This window comes from Microbacterium ureisolvens (assembly GCF_015278315.1).
Taxonomy (GTDB): domain Bacteria; phylum Actinomycetota; class Actinomycetes; order Actinomycetales; family Microbacteriaceae; genus Microbacterium; species Microbacterium ureisolvens.
In genome coordinates this window covers 128,602-146,657 of record NZ_JADIJE010000003.1, presented here as the reverse complement: position 1 = coordinate 146,657, position 18,056 = coordinate 128,602, and the positions used below count along the sequence as shown (strand labels likewise).

Sequence of the window (18,056 nt, the reverse complement as noted above, 5' to 3'; positions counted from 1 at the left end):
GGTTACCTTAGCGGCCGAGTCCAGTCGATGCCAGGGAGCACAACTGACGCGGCGGGGAGGTTCTACTCGGTCTCCGGTCCCCAGATGTCCCCGACGGTGTAACCGTCCGGGAAGGGGTCGGTTGGGTCGAGGGTCCACCGCGCGGTTCCGGTCACCCATCCGCGTCCGCGAATGGTGGGGAGCACTGCGGGCCGGCCGCCGATCTCGGTTGTCCCGACGAGCTTTCCTACGAATTCTGTGTCGAGAATGCCCTTGTGGCGGAACTCCTCGTCGAGTCGAAGCTCGCCGCGGGCGTGCAAGGCTGCCATGCGTCCGCTTGTCCCGGTTCCGCATGGCGAGCGATCTAGGGCCCCAGTCCAGGACCGGGGGTCATCGATGCGAATCCCTTCAGCAGGCGAAACAACGGTGTTGCGCGCCTGCTTCCCTGGCAGGTGCGCGCCCGAGTGCAACATCACCAGGTTGACGTGATTTATCTCGGGGTTAAGGGGATGTTCGACCGGAGCCTGTTCCAAGGCTGCCAGTTTGATGAGGGCGCCGGCCCGTACGAGCTCCTTGCCATTGGAGGGGTGTAACTCCAGGCCTAGAGACGCGGCATCGACCTGGGCGTAGAACTGGCCGCCGAATACGATGTCGGCTGGCACCGTTCCGAACCCTTCGACTTCCAGCGGCACGTCCAGGCCCACGACGAACGCTGGCACGTTTCGGATGGTGACTGACAGGACCTTTCCATTCCGCACCTCGGCGTCCACTCGAACGAGCCCAACCGCCGTCTCGAGGGTGACCTGAGTGACGGGTTCTACAGCCGGAAGCAGCCCAGCTTCGATTACGGCAGTCACGGTGCAGATCGTGTTGGAGCCCGACATGGGCGTGAAGCCGGCCTGCTCCAGGACCACGATGCCGAAGTCGGCTTCGTCACTTATCGGCGGCAGCAAGAACACGGCGCACATCCCGGGATAACCCCGCGGCTCTCGGATCAGCAGGCGACGGATGTGATCTAGGTGCGTCCTGCAGTATTCGAAGCGTTCCGCCATCGTCGAGCCCTGTACGAAGTCGGCTCCGTTAGTGATGACTCGACCGGCTTCGCCTTCGGCGTGAACTTCAACGGCATCCATAATCAGGGATGCGGCAGCCATGAGACTCCTCTTTGATACGTGTCGCGGGCACCCGCTCGTTGTATTGTCCGACAAGTGGAGCCTGTTAGTCCAGTTATTGTCGGACAGACCGGTTCTCGCTGGTGTAGCGGGGGGCCGTGCTGGCGCCATACGAGACTTACATACTCAGACTCGAAGCTAAGGCGATAGATAGCCCACGAGATCTTGCCCTCGCTCGACAGTCCGAGCGGCGAAACGGCAGCGATCGTCGTGGTGTCCCGGGTCCGGATCAACTCCATCAGCTCGCCGTGTTCGCGTCGCGTGTATGACCGAATCCGGTATCGGTCAGTCCGGCCTCGGTGAGCCTTTTTCCTGACTCAAGGCGACCAAGGAGGATGGCCCGGCGGATCTCGATCGCGACTCCGTCTTTACGACTGACCGCTCTAACGGGCGTGATGACGGCAACGTACGTGGTCGCGAGCACGGCACCGCGCGTGGCCGCACATTCACGCGCCAATCCCGAACTCGAACTCGCCTAGCTGCGTGCCGGCTTGGACCCGAACTGGGAACGCGTGAAACGCAACGGTGAGGACATCACCGACCGACCCGCACGGTGGACGCCGTACGAGCGTGCGTGGCGCCGGCGTTCGCGGAACGCGTCGCCAGTATCGTCGCCGGATCACTTCGGCCGCGAAGGACGGGACCGCGACCACCCGGTTCGACTCGTCGGTCTTCGGCTTGGGTTGACGGATCACTCCGACCCTCTTACGCACGACGAGGGTGCCGTTGATGGCCACCGTCGGAGGGCTCGCGGTCATTTCGAGATCGCGCTTTCGGATGGCAAGCACCTCCCCGATCCGGGTGGCTGTACCGAGCATCACTTCGATCACATCACGCACCTGACCGTCGGGCCGAGGACTGAGCACTCCCTCTCCGGTGCGCCACTCGCGGGCCGCACATCGAATCAACGCGAGCTGCTGGTCGGTCAGCGCCCTGGGAACCTTCTTCGGCTTCTTCATCCGCGATGTGCCCTTCGTCGGGTCCGCGCGATGATCTCGCGGCGCACGGCGAAGCCCATCACCATGCTCAGGATCGTCCTAGAGTGCTTGGCTCGCGGGTAGGGCTTCGCGCGCTGCACCTGAAGGAAGCGCTCGACGCGACTCACCGTGACCTCGCGCACCGTGAAGTGCTCGAAGGTCGGCAGCACCAGCGTGCGCAGTTCGCGCTCGTAAGTCCCTTTGGTGCCATCTGACAAGTCTGCGCTCATGAGCATGTCCTGCCGCCAGGCGTCCGCAAGCTCACGGAAGGAGGATTCGGCGGATAGGGCGCCATCCGCCGCCTGCTGCTGGCGCTCTACGAGTCGCAACTTCAGCTCGGATCGCGCGCCGGCTCGGCTGCCGGCCGTCGCGCTGACCTGGCGAGCCTGCCCGTCCCAGTCGCGAAACCGGGTCGTGGCAATGAACTTCCCGGGCAGCACTTCCCGGACGGCAATGTCACCGAGGGTTCCGATCGGCGTTCGCGGTCGCCCGGCCATTAGAGTTCACCAGCCACGATCACCGACTGCGGATCGGGCTCACGCATCGCATCGAGCCAGGACTTCACGTCCGACACGCGGAACCGCAACTCACGCCCCACACGCACGCCTTTCGGCCCGCGATCATGACAACGCAGGTCGTAAATCGCCTGCACGTCCACGCGGAGGTAGTCCGCGAGCTCGCTGGTTGTCACCATCGGCTCTAGGCCAAGCCCCGAAAGCTGCTCGCTGTTCATGGCAACACGGTGCACCAGCCCGACCGAGACTGGCCGAGACGCATCGAGCACCTTGTCGCCAGGAATGCGTAGATCGCCGCTTCGAGCGCAAAAGCGGGCGGATAGATGTTGAATACATCCAATCCCTGTCCCTTCAGATGGGACAAGAAACCCCGGTCAAACGAGATTCTCCTGTAGCAAGAGCGGGGCTTGAACCCGCGACCTCACGCCGTGGGATCAGAATTCGCCGATCGCGAATCCAAGGCGGAGATACAGGTCAGTGACGGCTTCATTGTTGACGCGGTACCTGACCCAGATCCCGCGTCGCGGGTGGGCCTCGTCGTACGGCGGGTCGGAGATGACGAGACCAGCGGCTTCGAGTTCATTGAGGCGGGGTTGGATGGTGCTCGCGCCGAGCTCGAGGGCGTCGCAGATCGGACGGATGGGCACGCCCGGATTGGTGCGGAGGTAGCGGAGGATGGCGGTTTTGACGAGGCTGCCGAGGAGGGCGATAGGCTCTTCGGCGTCTTCGGATCCGGCCGGCTGCGCGAGTCGAGGCATACAGCAAGAATATGATTTAACCGTTTACTTGCCAAGAATATTGCTATACGGTGTTCTCCATGTGGAGGATATCGCTTCTGTACGACCTGGCCACTCGGCCAGTTCGATGGAGCATGTCCCCCAAAGTGGGGACAGACTATTCCCTGATCGCGGGTCTAAAATCCCGCGCCACGGGTTTCCGCTGCCTCCGCCCCTCCCCAGGCTGGGCCCCGATCGAGTTCTCCACAAGCTATGTGAACATTTTCATGGCCAGAACCCTTTTCGTGCGTATGATGCCGTCACGGCGACCGTCCCCCAGCGCGTCCCGTATGCGCACGGTTGCCGTCCTGAATGATCAGGAGGGCTGACCGGTGACGACGAACCAGACTTCAGGGCGCCGCGGACTCGTGTGGGCCATCGTCGGCGGACTCGTCCTCATCGCGGGGATCGTGGCGATCGTTGTCAGTTCGCTGCTTGGACAGCCCGCACCCGTTCCGACCGGGACATCGCAGCCGACTGCCCCGACGTCGACGGCGGAGCAACTGCCGGGTGACGTCGTGGACGCGTCGGTCGTAAATCAGGGCTGGCTACCGGAGCCGATCACGACGGACCGTGAGGTGTACATCGGCGCCGCCCTCGAAGCTGCGGCGACATTCGACACGACGGAGAGCGCCCGTGAGGAGTGGCTCGACTACCTCGACAGCTGGTTCACCCCTGACACCCGCTACCTCTCTGAAGCAGACCAGCAGGCCGCAATGGAGGCGTCCCAAGTCGAGTTCCGCACCGGCGTGGTTCTCCCCGAGGAGGAGTGGGACTCCCTCGCGAACGAACAGGGTCGCGTCACCGCGACGAAAACCAGTGACCTCGCGTACGTACCCGTGACGGATGACACGTCGGGTGACATGTCGATCGGCACGTCGGATTTGACGTTGACATTCACCAGGTCGGATGGGAGCGGCGGGGAGACGGCGTACGAGGAGCAGGTGCGGGTGAGCGTGCAGGTGCTGTGCGGTCCCGGTTCGGTGCCGACACCGGATTCGCCGCAGCGGGCGGGCGATTGCAAGGTGGTCCGCTACTTCACGGAGCCGTTGGAGCCCTGACATGGGAGCCCCGGTGATCACCGCCGCAGCCCTCAACTCGAGGACTGGGCGGAAGATCCTGACAGGGGCACTCCTCATCGTCGCCCTCGTGGGCGCCCTGCTGCTGACCCCATTGGTTGCGATCCCCTTCGCCCTCGCCGGCAGTGTCACCGCCAGCGTTCCCACGAAGGGCGAAGCCGCACCCGCGGCAAGCGGCGAGTGGGGACTCCCCTTGGCAGGCGGGTATTCGAAGGGGCGTGGGTTCGGATACAACCCGGTCCAGGGTTGCGGCTACTGCTCCACGAACCACCAGGGGTACGACATGGCTCAAGGCTGCGGCGCCACCATCTACGCCGCCGGTCCGGGCCGAGTTATCACCGCCGGATCGTGGCAGGGATACGGCAACGCGGTCCGCATCGATCACGGTGATGAGCTCGTCACGCTCTACGGGCACATGCAATGGGGGTCATTACGCGTCTCCGCCGGCGAGCAGGTCGCTGCGGGGACACCGCTGGGGGCGGAGGGCAACACCGGCAAGTCGTTCGGGTGCCATCTGCATTTCGAAGTTCAGAAGTCCGGAACTCCGGTAGATCCGGAGCCGTTCATGGCCGGCTTCGGCGTCCCACTGAAGTAGCAACCAGCAAGGAGCAGCCCCATGCGCACACTCATCGTTCCGGGTGATGTCGATGTTCCCGACATCCAACCGGACTTCTCCGCCCCGTTCTTCCAAGGCTTCCAAGTCGTCGCGTCCTACATCCTGGCCGGCGCGATGCTCGTGGTGCTGATCATGCTGATCATCGCCGGGGCCGCGCTCGCCTTCCGCGGGCTCGCGAACGATCGGGTGCGGACGTGGGCGGGCGAGAACATCCTGTGGATCTTCATCGCTGCCGCCGTGCTCGGCGCCGCATCCGGACTGTTCGCCTGGTTCGTGAACTTCGACTTCGGCTTCTGATGAACCTCCGCTGGGTGCTTCGCCTCGGCCTCGCCACGGGCCTCGCGATCGTGCTCGGATCGGGTACCGCCGCGCAAGCGACCGTGGTGGAGACTGCGGCGCCCGTGTCGATGGCCGCCGTGACGGGCGAACCGTGGTCGGCCCCGGCGGCGCCGGTCGACTGCCAGAGCGCCACCGGGCAAGTCAGCTGCACTCCCACAGATTCGAACAAGGTAACGCCCCAACAGTGCTTCATGGGCGTGTCGCTGAGCGGGACGAGCGCCACCGTGTGCACGACCTATGAGGGACACGTCCAAGCAATCCAAGCAGACGGCGGCCGAGCACTCACAGTCAAGTACGGATGCAGTCTCGGCGATGCGGTGTGCCTCACGTTTGAGAACGCGGGGCGGGGGATGGCGCTGACCGCGACTGGGGTGATGTTCCTAGTGGCGGACAACATGAGGTTCGACACGTCGACGTTGTTGTGGTCGGCGGCCGTGGATCAGTGGTCGTTCTGGCAGTGGGCGATCCTGATCATCACGTTCGGGGCGATGGTGTGGGCGATCGCCGCCGCCGTCGTCTCCGGTGACCGGGAGGCGCTGGTCGGCGCGCTGGTGCGGACGTTCATCGCGATCCCTGCCGTCCCGCTGACGTTGTGGTTGACCGGGCATCTGTTGAACGCGGTCGATGACATGACCTGGTACATCCTCAACGGCGACGGGCCGGCGTCGTTGTATTCGACGTTGCAGTCGGTGATGTGGGCGGGTGGGCAGGCGAACTACTTCTTCGCGTTCCTGATCCACGGGCTGCTGATGCTGGGGATGTTCTTGCTGATGTTGGTGTTCGCGTTCCGCAACATCGCCCTGGCCGCGCTGATCATGGTCGGCCCGGTGGCGTGGATGCTGTTCCCCGTGCGCCGCATCGGTCCGCAGTGGGTCGTCGGATACCTCTCCGCGGTGATGGTGCTGCTGCTGACCGCGCCGCTCACGATCGGGTTCGTCACCCTCATCGTGCAGGGACTGGCGTCGGTGAAGACGATCTGGAATCCGCAGTCGTGGCCGCTGTTGATCGGTCTAGTGCTGGTGGCGTTCGCGCCGTTCGCGATCTTCGGGTTGTTCAGCTTCACGGGCGCGGTCGCCGCCGACAGCATCGGCTCCCGGCTCGGCTCCCACGGCGGGCGAATGGCCGCGAACGGAGCCCGCGGCGTCGCCGCCATCCCCACCCGCCTCGGCGGCCTCCCCTCCGGAATCCGCCCCTCCGGCGCCGGACCGGCCTCCAGCGGACCTGCGGCGAAGCCCATGTCCGCACGATCCGGCCAAGGGAACGCGCCCCGCGGTGCCGCCGCACCCGCCCAGGCCGCCCGCACCCCCGCCCCGGGCGGTAACCGCCTGTCCGCCTCATCGACCCCGGGGTCTCAGTCCACACGACCGCCGTCGTCACCGCCGCCGCAACCGCCGCGATCTGAGGGGAGCACGTCATGAGCACCACACCCGAGTACCTGCGCCCGGTGCGGTTGCCGCGTCGGTCCCGGCAAGGCGTCGTCATGGGCATGGACGGGTGGCAGATCGCGTTCCTCACCGCCGCAGCCCTGGTCGTGCTCATCTTCGTGAACCGGTTCGGCCCGCTCGGCCTGCTCTACGGTGCGCCGCTGTACTTGCTGTTCGGGATTACCGCGCTCACCAGCATCCACGGCGTCTCCACCCCGCGGATGGCGGGAATGTGGTTGATGAAGCAGGTCCGTCACACCGCAGGCGCGACCACCCAGACGTTCCGCCCCGAACAACCCCGCCTCACCGGCACACTGAACCTGCCGGGCACCCGCGCATCGATCCAGCTGTGGGACAGCAACGGGACGGCCGCCGCCTACAACCCGCACGACAGGTCGGTGAGCGTGATTGCGGAGCTCGAGGTGCAGGGGTTCCTGATGCATGATCTGCCGGAGCGGTTCGACCTGGCCGAGCAGTTCGACCGGGTGCTCGGCCCGTTCACGCAGCGGCCGGGGGTGAAGCGGGTGACGCTGCAGGAACGCACCCTGCCCACCACGATCCGCGCCGCCCGGGAGCACTACGAGACGGTGCGGCGGGTGCGGGACCTGAATCCGGAGTCGCCGGTGGCCCGCAACTACCAGGACGTGATGGACCACGCCGAACGGTTCGAGGTCGCGCACCGCAACTACCTCGTCCTCACCCTCGACCTGGTCACCCTCGGCTCCCAACTCAAGGCGCTCGGCGGCGGAAAAGACGCGATCGTCGCCCTGGCGCACATCGAAGCCGGGAACCTCGCCGACGCACTGTCGGCAGCGAAGATCAAGGTGCGCCGCTGGCTCTCCCCCCGGGAAGTGGCGGCGCTGGGCCGGTTGGCGTTCGATCCGGAGTTCGCCGCGACCGTGCAGAACCGCCCCGACACCCTCACCGGGGTGGACCCGGTCGCGATCGGACCGATGTACCTGGATGAACCGAAGGGCCGCAACGGGATCGTGGTCACCGACTCGGCGGTGCACACCACGATGTGGGTGCACGAATGGCCCCGCTCCGACTCCCCGGTGGGGTTCCTGGCGCCGGTGGTCTTCGCCCGGCACCCGCATACCGGGGAGGCGATCACCCACATCTTCTCCATCGTCCTTACCCCCGTCCCCGTCTCCAAAGCGTTGAAGCGGATCCGGGATGAGAAGAAGGTGTGGCGCGGCAACGAGAAGCTGCGTGCCAAGCGCGGTGCGGACGGGTCGGCGGCGGACGCGGCGGACTGGAAGGCGCTGGAGCAGCAGGAGCAGGAGATCGCCAACGGGCACGGCGAGTTCCAGTACGGCGCCTACCTCACCGTCACCGCCCCCGACGAGGAACGCCTCGACCAGGCCATCGCCGGGATGCGCAACGCGCTGTCACGGGCGGGAATGGAGGCGCAGATCCTGTACTGCCAGCAGGCCGAAGCGCTGATGGTGAACGCGATCCCGATCGGGTTGGGGATGAAGTGATGACCCGCCACGCCGCCACCTTCACCCCCACCGGCCTCACCCGCCGCGAGAGGCGCGACCTACGGCGCCGGATCACCGACGCGCAGCGAGAGGAGCGACCGGAGCATTCTTCGCGGCGGGATCGGAACTTGCCGGAGCCGGCGGTGCGGGGGCCGTTCGGGCCGGGCATCACACTGGGCGGGTACTGGAACCTCGCGAAGGCATGGATCCCCGCCCATCAGGCGACCTCGCAGCACATCGCCGGGATCTACCCGTTCGTCGCCGACAGCGGTCTCGGACATCGTGGTCCGATACTCGGGGTGGATCTGAACGCGGACGCGCTGTGGCATTTCTCGCCGTGGGAGGCGTACGTCGACGCCACTGAACGCGGCACCTTCTCCACCAACATCCTCGTCCTGGGTGCGTATCGGGGTGGGAAGTCCGCCACGGTGAAGACCCTCGTCACCCGGTCCATCGCGTTCGGCCACCAAGTCGTGGTCCCATCCGACCCGAAGGGCGAATGGGTGACCGTCGCGGAGGCGATCCCGGGCGGGCGGGTGATCCGGCTCGGCGGCGGCACCGGCACCCGCCTCAACCCCCTCGACCAGGGCCCGCGCCGCACCGGGGCGTCGGATGAGCAGCACGAGCAGATGGTGAAGCAGCGCCGCATCGGCACCCTCATCGCCCTCATCGAGATTACCCTCGGCAACCGGCTCACCGCGGTCGAGCACGCCGCCATCCTCGACGCCCTGGAACGCTGCATCGCCCGCACCGGCGACCGGCCCACGCTCCGCGGCGTGTACGAGGAGCTCGGCCGATTGGCTGGGGAGACCGATGCCGCATTCCGTGCCGCGGACGGGGCGATCCAGCCCCGGTTCGTGCTGCGCCGGTTCGTGGAAGGCGACCTGTCCGGGTTGTTCGAGGACGAGTCCACGGTGGAGTTCGACCAGGACGCGCCCATCGTCGTCACCGACACCAGCGAGCTCTTCGCCCGCGGTGACCTGGCGGCGCAACTGACGCAGGTGTGTTCGACGGCGTGGATTCAGGCGGTGATCTCTGATCGGGCGGCGCGACGGACCCGGTATGTGGTGCGGGAGGAGGGGTGGCGGGACATGACGTCGCTGGCGTCGCTGCAGATGTTCCAGCAGTGGCTGAAACTGTCCCGGCACTACGGGATCAGCAACATCGTCATCCTGCACAAGATGGGCGACCTCGACGCGGTCGGCGAAGAGGGCTCTCTGGAACGGTCGCTGGCCTACTCGATTGTCGGGGACATCGAGAACAAGTTCATCTTTCGCGTCAACCACCAAGAACAAACCGCGCTGCGCACCCGGCTCAACCTGCCCGCCCCGCATGTCGAGATGGCGCGGCAGCTGCGCAAGGGCGAGTTCCTCGCGTATGTCGGGCAGTACTCCTACCTGGTGGACTGCTTCGCCACCTCCACCGAGTGGGAATACAAGCTGTTCGCCACCGACGACGCCGTGAACCCCGCCGACCAGGACGACGCCACCGTCCGGGTCATCGACACCGGCGCGCTCGACGACTACTGGCCCCAACCCGCAGACCCCGCCGACAGCACCGTGGACGGCTGGCTGACCCCCGAGGCCCGCGACCTGACCGAGGAGCTGTGACCATGACCACCGTCGCCCACCCCCGCACCTACGCGACCGTCACTGGTCCGAATGCGACCTTCATCACCACCGACGGGCACACCGAACCGGTCACCGCGGCCGGTGATGAGGACATCCGCCGCGCCGTGATCCGCCGCGCCAGCGACGAGGCCCGCCGCACCGGCACCCCGGTCGAGCTGGTCACCTCCGGGGACCGCGGCAGGCATCACCTGCTCGTCGACCCCACCGGCGACCTCACCCTCCTCCCCACCGCCCCCGCCTCCGAGAACGACGACGAGGAGGGGTCGGATGGGCGGGATCTGGATCTGGGGCCGTACCAGGACATCGACGACACCGTCACGACGGAACGTGGAGAGGAGGTGAGGGAACAGGCTTCGCAGCCGGACGCACTCCTCGCAGGTTCCGCGCCGGCTGCGGAGTCCCCCCGCCCCACCTTCCTCACCCCCACCACCGACACCCCACCCCCGGTCACCGGGTGGCGCGGCATGCTCGTCGGCCTCGGCATCACCGTCCGCCCCTCCGCCGCCGAGGTGCGACGGGCCGAGGAGCGGGCGCTGGTGGCACGGCAGTGGGCGGGATGCCGCACCCTGGCCGTCGTCAACGGCAAGGGCGGGGTCGGGAAGACGATGACCACGGCGATGCTCGCCGCGGTCTACGCCCGGGAAGGTGGCGGGAACGTGTTGGCGTGGGACAACAACGACACCCGCGGCACCCTCGGCTGGCGCACCGAGCAAGGGCTGTACGACACCACCCTCCGCGACCTCCTCCCCGCCGCCCCCACACTCCTCACACCCGGGGCGGGGGTGTCGGACATCAGCCGGTTCGTACACCACCAGACGGCGGACCGGTACGACGTGCTCCGCTCCAACCCGGAACTGCTCGCCACCGACCAGCGCATCCGCGCCACCGATCTCGATCTGTTGATGCAGGTCGCGGCCCGGTTCTACCGCCTCGTCATCTTCGACTCCGGCAACGACGAATCCGCCGAACGCTGGCTGCGGATGATCGACTCCTCCTACCAGCTCGTGATCCCCACCCTCGCCAACCCGGAATCCGCCGAATCCGCCGCCCTCCTCCTCGACGCGCTGCGAGGTCGGGACGAACGCTCCGCCGCTCTCGCCGACCGCGCCGTGGTCCTCGTCACCCAGTCCGAACCCACCGGCACCGCCACGGCGCGCCGCATCGCGGACGGGTTCGCCGGGCACGTCCGCGCCGTCCACACCATCCCGTTCGACCCCGCCCTCAAAGCCGGACCGCTCCGGTTCGACACCCTCCGCCCCCGCACCCGGGACGCGTGGCTCAGTGCCGCCGCGTCCGCCGCCGAAGGCCTCTGAACCGGGGTGTGACCTGTGAATCAAAGCATCCTCGGGAAGGCGGCCGCGATCCTCATCGCGGCGGCGATGCTGCTCACGCTCGCGTTCGGGTTCATCGCCGAAGCCACCACCACGCTCAGCTGCGGCCCCCGTCCCATCCCGGCGAACCTGTTCTCCGGTCTGGTGCTCGCTGTCACCGGTAACCCCGACACCTACACCGCCCCCGCCGAGTGCACGCTGCCGGTCGCGATCATCCGCGTCGCTGATGTGGTCGCGGTGCTGCTGATCGGCGGGCTGGCGGTGTGGGTCCTGGTGGCGGTGCGCCGGTACCGGGAGTCGGATCGGGCGTTCATCACCGACCTGCGCACCCGGCCCGGGTTTGCCACCGGCTCCGAGATCCGCGACTACCTCTCCGCCAAGGCCGTCCTGCGCCGCGCCCACCAGCTCCGCCCCGATATTCCGAAGCCGACCGCGACGGATGTGGGGTGGCGCGTCGGGCGGTCGCGAGGGCAGGACGTGTACGTGTCGATCGAGGACTCCGTCGCCCTCGAGGGCCCGCCCCGGTCCGGGAAGGGGTACCGGGTACTGATCTCCGCGATCCTGGACTGGTCCGGACCGCTGATCACCACGTCGACCACGAACGACAACCTGACCGCGACGATGCGGATGCGGCAGACCCGCGGCCAGGTGCATGTGTTCGACCCGCAAGGACTGTCCGGCATCCGCCACCCTCTCCGCATCTCCCCGATCGCCGGGTGCGAAGACCCGCTCGTCGCGATGCAACGCGGCGCCGCGATCATCACCGGCACCGCCCTCGGCGCCTCCCGGACCAACGAGGAATGGGCGCAAGCGTCGGGCGTCGTCCTCGGCCGGCTGCTGCACGCCGCCGCGGTCGGAGGCAAGACGATCGCTGAACTGTATGACTGGGGCACGTCGCCGGCGCAGACCCGTGCCGCCGTCGACATCCTCAAGACCGACGGCACACCCGGGTGGGGCGACAGCCTTGACGCGACCATCTCCGCGGACGAGAAGCTGGTCTCCTCCATCTGGTTCGGCGTGCAGGGCGCGGTCGCACCTTTGGCGGTGCCGCCGATCCGCGACGCGCTCCTCCCCCGCCGCGGCGATGAACTGTTTGATCCGCGGGAGTTTCTGGATGCCGCGAACACGCTCTATCTGATCGGGTCGTCGTCGGGGGCGTCGGCGATGGGCGGGTGGCTGGGCGCGGTGCTGGATGACATCGTCGAGGTTGCCCGCACCACGGCTCTCGCTTCCCCAGGCTCCCGGCTGCCGCACCCGCTCGGCCTGATTCTGGATGAGATCGCGAACATGTTCCGGTGGGGGAACCTGCCCAGGATCATGGCGGACGGCGGCGGGAGGGGGATCTGCACGTTCATCGTGCTGCAGGCTCTCTCGCAAGCGGAGACGTCCTGGTCCCGCGCTGAGGCGGACACCATTTGGGCTGCCGCCACCGCCAAAGTTCTGCTCGGCGGGGCCAGCCACGTCGATCACCTCCGCGACATCGAATCTCTCCTCGGCACCCGCGACACCCGCCGCGAGCAGCGGTCTTGGTCGACCCGGGAGGTCGGGCACTCCACCAGTGAGCATCTTGAGCGTCGCGCGCTGATGTCGGTCGATGAGATCCGCCGGCTGCCACCCACCGTCGGGCTGCTCGCCTACCGGAACCGCCGCAGCGTGCTGCTCGACCTCGCCGGTTGGGACGAACGCCGCGACGCGCACATCATCCAGACCGGCAAGCGGGAGACCGAGCAGGAGCAGCGGGCCGTGTTCGACACACACTCCCGGGTCCCGAACTCCCGCACCTCTGAAGTTCCGGAGTCCGAGAGTGCGGAGCCGGTGGAGGGGGTGACAGAGGTATGAGTAACCGTCGACGCCCGGCATTGTTCAACCTGTATCGGAACGAGTTTCTCCGCTCGAAGGCGTGGTTCGCGCGCCGCGACCGCTGGTTCACAGAGCACGCCACCGCCGGGCAGCCCCTTACCTGCGCCGGCTGCGGCCGGGTCGCCGCGCGGTCCCAGTTGGAGCTGCACCACCTCGACTACCGCGGCGTGAAGATGAACGGTGGGCAGTTCCGGGCGCTCGAGCCCGATGAAGACCTGGTGGCGATGCATCCGTACTGCCACGACCTGCTGCACCGGCTCATCGACCGCGACGCCGTCCTCTCCCGCAACCGCACGCGGCGCGCCGCCTCCCATCTCGCCCTCGCCCGGTTGCGGCAGAAACTGCAGCCCGACCACGGGGACGCCGCATGAGCGACCTGCCCCCGCCGCCGGACTACGACGACGACATCGCCAATGAAGTCTCCGGGTATGACCCGAACCAGCGGTACGGACCGTCCGACCCGCTCGGCGCGCACATCATCAACTGGCGCACCCTCCCCGACCACAAAGCCCCCGCCGCCTGGACGGCACTTAGGGAATGGGTGGAATGGTTCACCGTCCGCTACCGGATCTCCGAATCCGTCGTGCCGGCCTGCTGGTACAAGCACGGGCAGCTCGTCGAAGAGCTCTCCGCGCTGCACACCGCGCACACCGTCGCGTTCGACGCCACCGACGCCGGCTTCGGACCGATCGGTTGGCACGAACGACTCGGCCTCGCCCTACCCCGGATGGCGAAGGCATACTCGGGCGGCTGCGCCCGCGGCCACGACCCCCTCAAACCCCGCTCATGGGACGGGATCACCGATGAGCAGGAATGGGACGCGTGGACCACAACGGCCCACGCCCGCAGAGACACCGCACCCGGTGTCTCCTGACAGGAAGGAAAAAGATGACCACCAGGATCCCCGTCACCATCGAGGGCAACCTCACCAGTGACCCGGAACACGGCAACGCCGAATCGGGGAACGAGTACGCCCGGTTCACCGTCGCCGTCAACGACCGCCGCCTGAACGAGACCACCAACCGGTGGGAAGACGTCGGCACCGTGTTCCACCGGGTCGTCGTGTTCAACCAGCACGCCCGGCACGTCGCCGACTCGCTCCGCAAAGGCGACAGCGTGATCGTCGCCGGCGACCTCCGGTTCGGCAGCTACGTCGACAAGGAGACCGGACAATCCCGGGAGACCCGCGACATCGTCGCGGACAACGTCGGCGCCTCACTGAAGTTCGCCGACGTCATCGTCGACCGTTCCCCAAAAGCTAACGGCCCCGCAGCAGACGCTTCGGGGCCGATAGCGACACCGGCCTCGTACGCCGGCGCCGAACTGTCACGCTGACCTGAACCAACAGACAAGCGGGGCGAGAGTCACTGTACTCCCGCCCCGCCGCCCTGCCCACCCAACGAAAATGGAGGCCCAGCTGGCTGGCGTCATAGTTCCACGGGATCCGGACAGCCGCTGCCTGCCCGGCGTAGGGTCGGCGCCATGAGCGATCCCCTCGACGACGCGCAACAGCCGCGCTGTCCGGAGTGCTCGGCCGTGCTGCGCGACGCCGGCCACGGAGTCGCCTGTCACTCCTGCCGGATCGTCGTGATCGGCAGCATCCCCTCCGCCTGACCCGGGTTCCGCGCAGGCGGTGCGGGCTAGACGTAGCAGTGGTGCACATGCCAGTCGGTCTCGGCCCGGTAGACGTCGAACACCACCGCCTCACCCGCCCCATCCGTCGCCTGGAACCGCCACCCATACAACCCACGCGACGGTTCGCCTGGGGTAGCCCAGATCGAATCCCGCAACCAGGTCGGGATGTCGGTGACGCGCCAGCGCCTACCGGCGTAGAACATCCGCACCGGGATGTCGTCGACCATCCTGTGAGTCTTGGAGCGGCTGGTCTGGGACTGGCTGACAGGGTGAGTGTTGGTCGCTCCGCCGTGATCATGGCTCACGATCATCCTGGCCCCGCATGGTGCCTTACTTATGAATTGTCCGGCCGCGGCGGGCCGGCTGGCGCTCTCCCTGTCCACCTCAGTGGCTTGATCAGAAGCATGCCCGACCCGCGGGTCGTGGCCCATCTACAGGAATGCCCCGAAGTGATTCCCCAGGCCGGCGCCGGTCGCAAGCGGCTGGTCATTGTTCAGCGCAAGGAAGGAACCACGTATGACAGACATCGTTGCCCAAACTCATCCGTTCGTCATCGGCGTCGACACGCATGCGAGAACCCACACCTACGCCGTTCTCACTGCAGCTGGCGAGCATCTCGGAACGGAGACTTTCCCGAATACGACCGTGGGCCGCACCCGCGCGATCGCGTGGGCGGGCCGCCGCTCCGGCGGCGTCTCAGACGCCCTGTGGGTCATCGAAGGCGCTGGCAGCTACGGAGCGCTGTTGGCGCGGGATGTGACCCGCACCGGCTACCGGGTGGTCGAAGCCGCCCATCCCAGTCGCAGCCGGCCCGGAGGCGGCAAGTCCGATCCGGTAGACGCACGTCGCATCGCGTCCGACGTGCTGCCCCTGCCACTTCACGAGTTGCGCAACCCGCGGCAGGACGACGGGTTGCGCGCCGCAACACAGATCTTGCTTACGGCGCGCGAAGAGCTCACCGGTGAGCGCACCCGGGCAATCAACTCGCTCACCGCCTTGCTGCGCATCTTCGACCTTGGCGTCGACGCTCGTCGCGCCCTCAGCACTCGTCAGATCGCTGAGGTTGCGCGCTGGCGAACGCGAGCCGAGAACATCGCGACCGCGACCGCTCGGATCGAAGCAGTCCGACGCGCCAAACGCATCCTCGAGCTCAACGAAGAAATCGACGCGAATCTGAGCCGCCTCACCGAGTTCGTGAACGCGAGCCCGGCCGCAGAGTTGCCCCTTCGGACTGGGATCGGAACGGTCTCCGCAGCGCATGCCTTCGTCGCATGGTCACATCCCGGGCGGGTCGCAAACGAGGCCGCATATGCCGCCCTCGCAGGGGTGAACCCCATCCCGGCCTCGTCGGGCAACACCACTCGGCATCGGTTGAACCGTGGCGGAGACAGACGCCTGAACCGAGCGCTGAACATCATCGCCATGGTCCGCATGATTCACGACCCCGAGACCCGCGCCTATGTCGCGCGCCGCCGCGCCGACGGCAAGACGGACCGAGAGATCCGTCGCATCCTCAAGCGCTACCTTGCTCGGAGCATCTATCGAAGCCTCAACGCCGTCGCAACCAGCCCTACGGGCGAAGCATCTTCGCCACTGCTCACCGACCGAGCAGGTCGGCCGCCGCGTCTAGTGAAGACGAGCTGACCTCGACCAGACTCATGGCCGGCGCTCCACTGGTCAGACACCCTCAACCGTGATGATCAGTCGTCCTGGGGTGGGCGCCAGTCAGCCGGACCCGGCAGATCGATCAGGTCGCGAACGGCGTCGTTCTTCCGCTTGCTCCCCAAACCGGCGGTCAGACTGGTGAGCGAAGGATGCCCGACCAGCGGGGCGAAGGCGTCCGGCTGGAGATGAGCCATGTCGACCACAGCCAGCTGACGCAGCGCGGGCGCCTCTCGAATGGGCGAGAGGTCATGCAAGCCCTTCATGGTTTGGATCCAAAGTCGCCGCAGGCCGGTGAGCCCCGACATCTCCGGAAGCTCTGTGACCTGCCGCAGGGACTGCAGGACGAGGTACTCGAGATTGGGCAGGCCTGATATCGGAGACAGATCCGTCAATCCCTTGACCATCCAGAGTTCGAGAAAGTCGAGGCTTTGAAGCTGCGGGAGCATGGAGAGATCCCGCGTTCCGCCGAGCTTCAGGTCGAGCGCCCTCAGCTTCGTGAGCGGCGTCAACAGCGACAAGTCTGGCAACGTGATCGATCTCAGCGTGATGTCGCGAAGCTCCGTCAATTCGCTCACGACGTCGATGTCCTTGGTCTGACCCTCGAGATACAGTCGCGTCATTCCGGTGAACCGCGCAAGCGGCGCCAGCGAAAGCCGCTTCTTCGTCTGCCCGAGTCCAATGAACCGCACATCGTCCGGAAGGTACGCCAGTCCCTCGATGCTGTTCAGGTGATACAGCGCATCCGCCTGGAACGAGCGAAGGAACGGGAAATAGCGAAGAAAGTCAACGTCCGCGATCGATCCGTCATACGACCCGTACGCGCGCAGGGTGACATTCGGGAACGAACGCATCCGGTCCGCCAGCCGTTGATAATCCTGATCGGTCAACGCGCTCACGAACTGCACATGCGATAGGTCCCCGTCGATCGATTCGAGGGTCTCCTCGGTGATCGGCGACTTGACGTCAATGAAGTGCACAGCCAACATTCCCACATCGCCCGCGCTGTCCGACCTGCACTGCCTGTCGCGCGAACGGACGCCTAATCATCGGCGGGCCACGGAGCACCTACGTCGACCGTGGCGACGGTCGCGATTCGGCGTCGGCGCAAAAGGCCCCAGCGAACGAGATCCGGACTTGACTAGATATAGAAGCTTCATAGAGTCACTTCGTGTTCTACCGCCACCTCGACCATGACACACAAGAATAGAACATAGCTTCGAGTCCTGCTAGAGTCGGGGATGCGGCCGGATGAGGGGAAGTCCGGGATGGGGACCAGCAAAAGGTACGCCGAGTATTACGACCAGCAGATGGACAACCGCATCCTGCAGCGCATCGCTGAAGAGAACCCGCTGCAGTCACTCACGGCGGAGGAACGCCGCGAAGACACACCTCCGATCACGCGGGACCCGAAGCCGAAGGCGTGCAAGGCGTGGGTGCGGTTCGGGCCGCACGCGATGCTCGTCGACGCCGTCGTGGTGGTCTGGAACGACCTTGCCTGCGGCATCCAGTTCAGCGTCGCCGACAAGGACCTCCGATGCTGGGTGGGCGAATGCGGTGGCGCCGTCGCCTGATG

The 18,056-nt window shown here is 66.7% G+C and carries 21 protein-coding genes; 14 read left to right on the top strand and 7 right to left on the bottom strand.

Annotation, left to right across the window (positions count from 1 at the left end; all coding sequences use genetic code 11):
* Nucleotides 1–62 precede the first annotated feature (62 nt).
* From IM767_RS05570 to IM767_RS05550, 5 genes are all read right to left on the bottom strand, one after another.
* Nucleotides 63–1,133 (bottom strand): proline racemase family protein, encoded by a 1,071-nt coding sequence (locus IM767_RS05570; protein WP_109211305.1) that lies wholly within the window; start codon nt 1,131–1,133, stop codon nt 63–65.
* Between the two features lie 464 nt (nt 1,134–1,597).
* On the bottom strand, nt 1,598–2,110 hold the full coding sequence (locus IM767_RS05565; protein ID WP_109211306.1) for a site-specific integrase: 513 nt from the start codon (nt 2,108–2,110) through the stop codon (nt 1,598–1,600).
* Nucleotides 2,107–2,625, bottom strand: coding sequence for a phage integrase central domain-containing protein (locus IM767_RS05560; protein ID WP_162564339.1), 519 nt, complete (start codon nt 2,623–2,625; stop codon nt 2,107–2,109). Before IM767_RS05560 ends, IM767_RS05565 begins: the two co-directional genes overlap by 4 nt.
* Complete coding sequence (locus tag IM767_RS05555; RefSeq protein ID WP_239453421.1) at nt 2,625–2,861, bottom strand: helix-turn-helix transcriptional regulator; 237 nt, start codon at nt 2,859–2,861, stop codon at nt 2,625–2,627. Before IM767_RS05555 ends, IM767_RS05560 begins: the two co-directional genes overlap by 1 nt.
* A 216-nt stretch (nt 2,862–3,077) precedes the next feature.
* Nucleotides 3,078–3,401: a helix-turn-helix domain-containing protein gene (locus IM767_RS05550; RefSeq protein ID WP_109211308.1), complete on the bottom strand. Its 324-nt coding sequence runs from the start codon at nt 3,399–3,401 to the stop codon at nt 3,078–3,080.
* 428 nt (nt 3,402–3,829) lie between these two features.
* On the opposite strand from IM767_RS05550, the gene IM767_RS05545 reads away from it, so the two are divergent.
* The 12 genes from IM767_RS05545 to IM767_RS20985 all read left to right on the top strand — a co-directional run bounded on the left by IM767_RS05545 (nt 3,830) and on the right by IM767_RS20985 (nt 14,797).
* Nucleotides 3,830–4,480, top strand: a complete 651-nt coding sequence (locus IM767_RS05545; protein ID WP_162564340.1) for a hypothetical protein — start codon at nt 3,830–3,832, stop codon at nt 4,478–4,480.
* 1 nt (nt 4,481) lies between these two features.
* Nucleotides 4,482–5,093 (top strand): M23 family metallopeptidase, encoded by a 612-nt coding sequence (locus IM767_RS05540; protein ID WP_109211310.1) that lies wholly within the window; start codon nt 4,482–4,484, stop codon nt 5,091–5,093.
* Nucleotides 5,094–5,114: 21 nt separating this feature from the next.
* A complete protein-coding gene (locus tag IM767_RS05535; RefSeq protein ID WP_109211311.1) occupies nt 5,115–5,411 on the top strand; it encodes a hypothetical protein in 297 nt (98 codons plus the stop codon).
* Nucleotides 5,411–6,871 carry an LTA synthase family protein gene (locus IM767_RS05530; protein WP_109211312.1) on the top strand — a complete coding sequence of 487 codons (1,461 nt, stop codon included), beginning with the start codon at nt 5,411–5,413 and terminating at the stop codon, nt 6,869–6,871. The genes IM767_RS05535 and IM767_RS05530 overlap by 1 nt, the downstream gene beginning before the upstream one ends.
* Nucleotides 6,868–8,361, top strand: coding sequence for an SCO6880 family protein (locus IM767_RS21155; RefSeq protein ID WP_109211313.1), 1,494 nt, complete (start codon nt 6,868–6,870; stop codon nt 8,359–8,361). Before IM767_RS05530 ends, IM767_RS21155 begins: the two co-directional genes overlap by 4 nt.
* 428 nt (nt 8,362–8,789) lie before the next feature.
* Nucleotides 8,790–9,971 carry a P-loop NTPase family protein gene (locus IM767_RS05520; RefSeq protein WP_162564342.1) on the top strand — a complete coding sequence of 394 codons (1,182 nt, stop codon included), beginning with the start codon at nt 8,790–8,792 and terminating at the stop codon, nt 9,969–9,971.
* A gap of 2 nt (nt 9,972–9,973) precedes the next feature.
* On the top strand, nt 9,974–11,305 hold the full coding sequence (locus IM767_RS05515; protein ID WP_109211315.1) for a MinD/ParA family ATP-binding protein: 1,332 nt from the start codon (nt 9,974–9,976) through the stop codon (nt 11,303–11,305).
* A gap of 66 nt (nt 11,306–11,371) precedes the next feature.
* Nucleotides 11,372–13,162, top strand: coding sequence for a type IV secretory system conjugative DNA transfer family protein (locus IM767_RS05510; protein WP_198425696.1), 1,791 nt, complete (start codon nt 11,372–11,374; stop codon nt 13,160–13,162).
* Between the two features lie 20 nt (nt 13,163–13,182).
* Nucleotides 13,183–13,554 carry a hypothetical protein gene (locus IM767_RS05505; protein WP_109211317.1) on the top strand — a complete coding sequence of 124 codons (372 nt, stop codon included), beginning with the start codon at nt 13,183–13,185 and terminating at the stop codon, nt 13,552–13,554.
* Entirely contained in the window at nt 13,551–14,057 is a 507-nt protein-coding gene (locus tag IM767_RS05500; RefSeq protein ID WP_109211318.1) for a hypothetical protein, read from the top strand. The genes IM767_RS05505 and IM767_RS05500 overlap by 4 nt, the downstream gene beginning before the upstream one ends.
* Nucleotides 14,058–14,071: 14 nt before the next feature.
* Nucleotides 14,072–14,518, top strand: a complete 447-nt coding sequence (locus tag IM767_RS05495) for a single-stranded DNA-binding protein (RefSeq protein ID WP_162564343.1) — start codon at nt 14,072–14,074, stop codon at nt 14,516–14,518.
* 147 nt (nt 14,519–14,665) lie between these two features.
* Entirely contained in the window at nt 14,666–14,797 is a 132-nt protein-coding gene (locus IM767_RS20985) for a hypothetical protein (RefSeq protein WP_275426028.1), read from the top strand.
* A gap of 26 nt (nt 14,798–14,823) precedes the next feature.
* On the opposite strand, the gene IM767_RS05490 is transcribed toward IM767_RS20985, so the two are convergent.
* Nucleotides 14,824–15,045, bottom strand: coding sequence for a hypothetical protein (locus IM767_RS05490; RefSeq protein WP_109211428.1), 222 nt, complete (start codon nt 15,043–15,045; stop codon nt 14,824–14,826).
* Between the two features lie 289 nt (nt 15,046–15,334).
* Between IM767_RS05490 and IM767_RS05485 the strand changes: the two genes are divergently transcribed.
* Nucleotides 15,335–16,462, top strand: a complete 1,128-nt coding sequence (locus IM767_RS05485) for an IS110 family RNA-guided transposase (RefSeq protein ID WP_239453422.1) — start codon at nt 15,335–15,337, stop codon at nt 16,460–16,462.
* 56 nt (nt 16,463–16,518) lie between these two features.
* Here the strand turns inward: IM767_RS05485 and IM767_RS05480 are convergent, their stop codons facing one another.
* Nucleotides 16,519–17,460, bottom strand: coding sequence for a leucine-rich repeat domain-containing protein (locus tag IM767_RS05480; protein ID WP_162564344.1), 942 nt, complete (start codon nt 17,458–17,460; stop codon nt 16,519–16,521).
* 288 nt (nt 17,461–17,748) lie between these two features.
* On the opposite strand from IM767_RS05480, the gene IM767_RS05475 reads away from it, so the two are divergent.
* Nucleotides 17,749–18,054: a hypothetical protein gene (locus IM767_RS05475; protein WP_162564345.1), complete on the top strand. Its 306-nt coding sequence runs from the start codon at nt 17,749–17,751 to the stop codon at nt 18,052–18,054.
* The last annotated feature ends 2 nt before the right edge of the window (nt 18,055–18,056 follow it).

Bases quoted from the DNA above. Each gene is read 5' to 3' on its own strand.
- IM767_RS05570 (WP_109211305.1), bottom strand. From the start codon at position 1,133: ATGGCTGCCGCATCCCTGATTATGGATGCCGTTGAAGTTCACGCCGAA.
- IM767_RS05565 (WP_109211306.1), bottom strand. From the start codon at position 2,110: ATGAAGAAGCCGAAGAAGGTTCCCAGGGCGCTGACCGACCAGCAGCTC.
- IM767_RS05560 (WP_162564339.1), bottom strand. From the start codon at position 2,625: ATGGCCGGGCGACCGCGAACGCCGATCGGAACCCTCGGTGACATTGCC.
- IM767_RS05555 (WP_239453421.1), bottom strand. From the start codon at position 2,861: ATGAACAGCGAGCAGCTTTCGGGGCTTGGCCTAGAGCCGATGGTGACA.
- IM767_RS05550 (WP_109211308.1), bottom strand. From the start codon at position 3,401: ATGCCTCGACTCGCGCAGCCGGCCGGATCCGAAGACGCCGAAGAGCCT.
- IM767_RS05540 (WP_109211310.1), top strand. From the start codon at position 4,482: ATGGGAGCCCCGGTGATCACCGCCGCAGCCCTCAACTCGAGGACTGGG.
- IM767_RS05535 (WP_109211311.1), top strand. From the start codon at position 5,115: ATGCGCACACTCATCGTTCCGGGTGATGTCGATGTTCCCGACATCCAA.
- IM767_RS05530 (WP_109211312.1), top strand. From the start codon at position 5,411: ATGAACCTCCGCTGGGTGCTTCGCCTCGGCCTCGCCACGGGCCTCGCG.
- IM767_RS21155 (WP_109211313.1), top strand. From the start codon at position 6,868: ATGAGCACCACACCCGAGTACCTGCGCCCGGTGCGGTTGCCGCGTCGG.
- IM767_RS05515 (WP_109211315.1), top strand. From the start codon at position 9,974: ATGACCACCGTCGCCCACCCCCGCACCTACGCGACCGTCACTGGTCCG.
- IM767_RS05510 (WP_198425696.1), top strand. From the start codon at position 11,372: ATGCTGCTCACGCTCGCGTTCGGGTTCATCGCCGAAGCCACCACCACG.
- IM767_RS05500 (WP_109211318.1), top strand. From the start codon at position 13,551: ATGAGCGACCTGCCCCCGCCGCCGGACTACGACGACGACATCGCCAAT.
- IM767_RS05495 (WP_162564343.1), top strand. From the start codon at position 14,072: ATGACCACCAGGATCCCCGTCACCATCGAGGGCAACCTCACCAGTGAC.
- IM767_RS20985 (WP_275426028.1), top strand. From the start codon at position 14,666: ATGAGCGATCCCCTCGACGACGCGCAACAGCCGCGCTGTCCGGAGTGC.
- IM767_RS05490 (WP_109211428.1), bottom strand. From the start codon at position 15,045: ATGGTCGACGACATCCCGGTGCGGATGTTCTACGCCGGTAGGCGCTGG.
- IM767_RS05485 (WP_239453422.1), top strand. From the start codon at position 15,335: ATGACAGACATCGTTGCCCAAACTCATCCGTTCGTCATCGGCGTCGAC.
- IM767_RS05475 (WP_162564345.1), top strand. From the start codon at position 17,749: ATGGGGACCAGCAAAAGGTACGCCGAGTATTACGACCAGCAGATGGAC.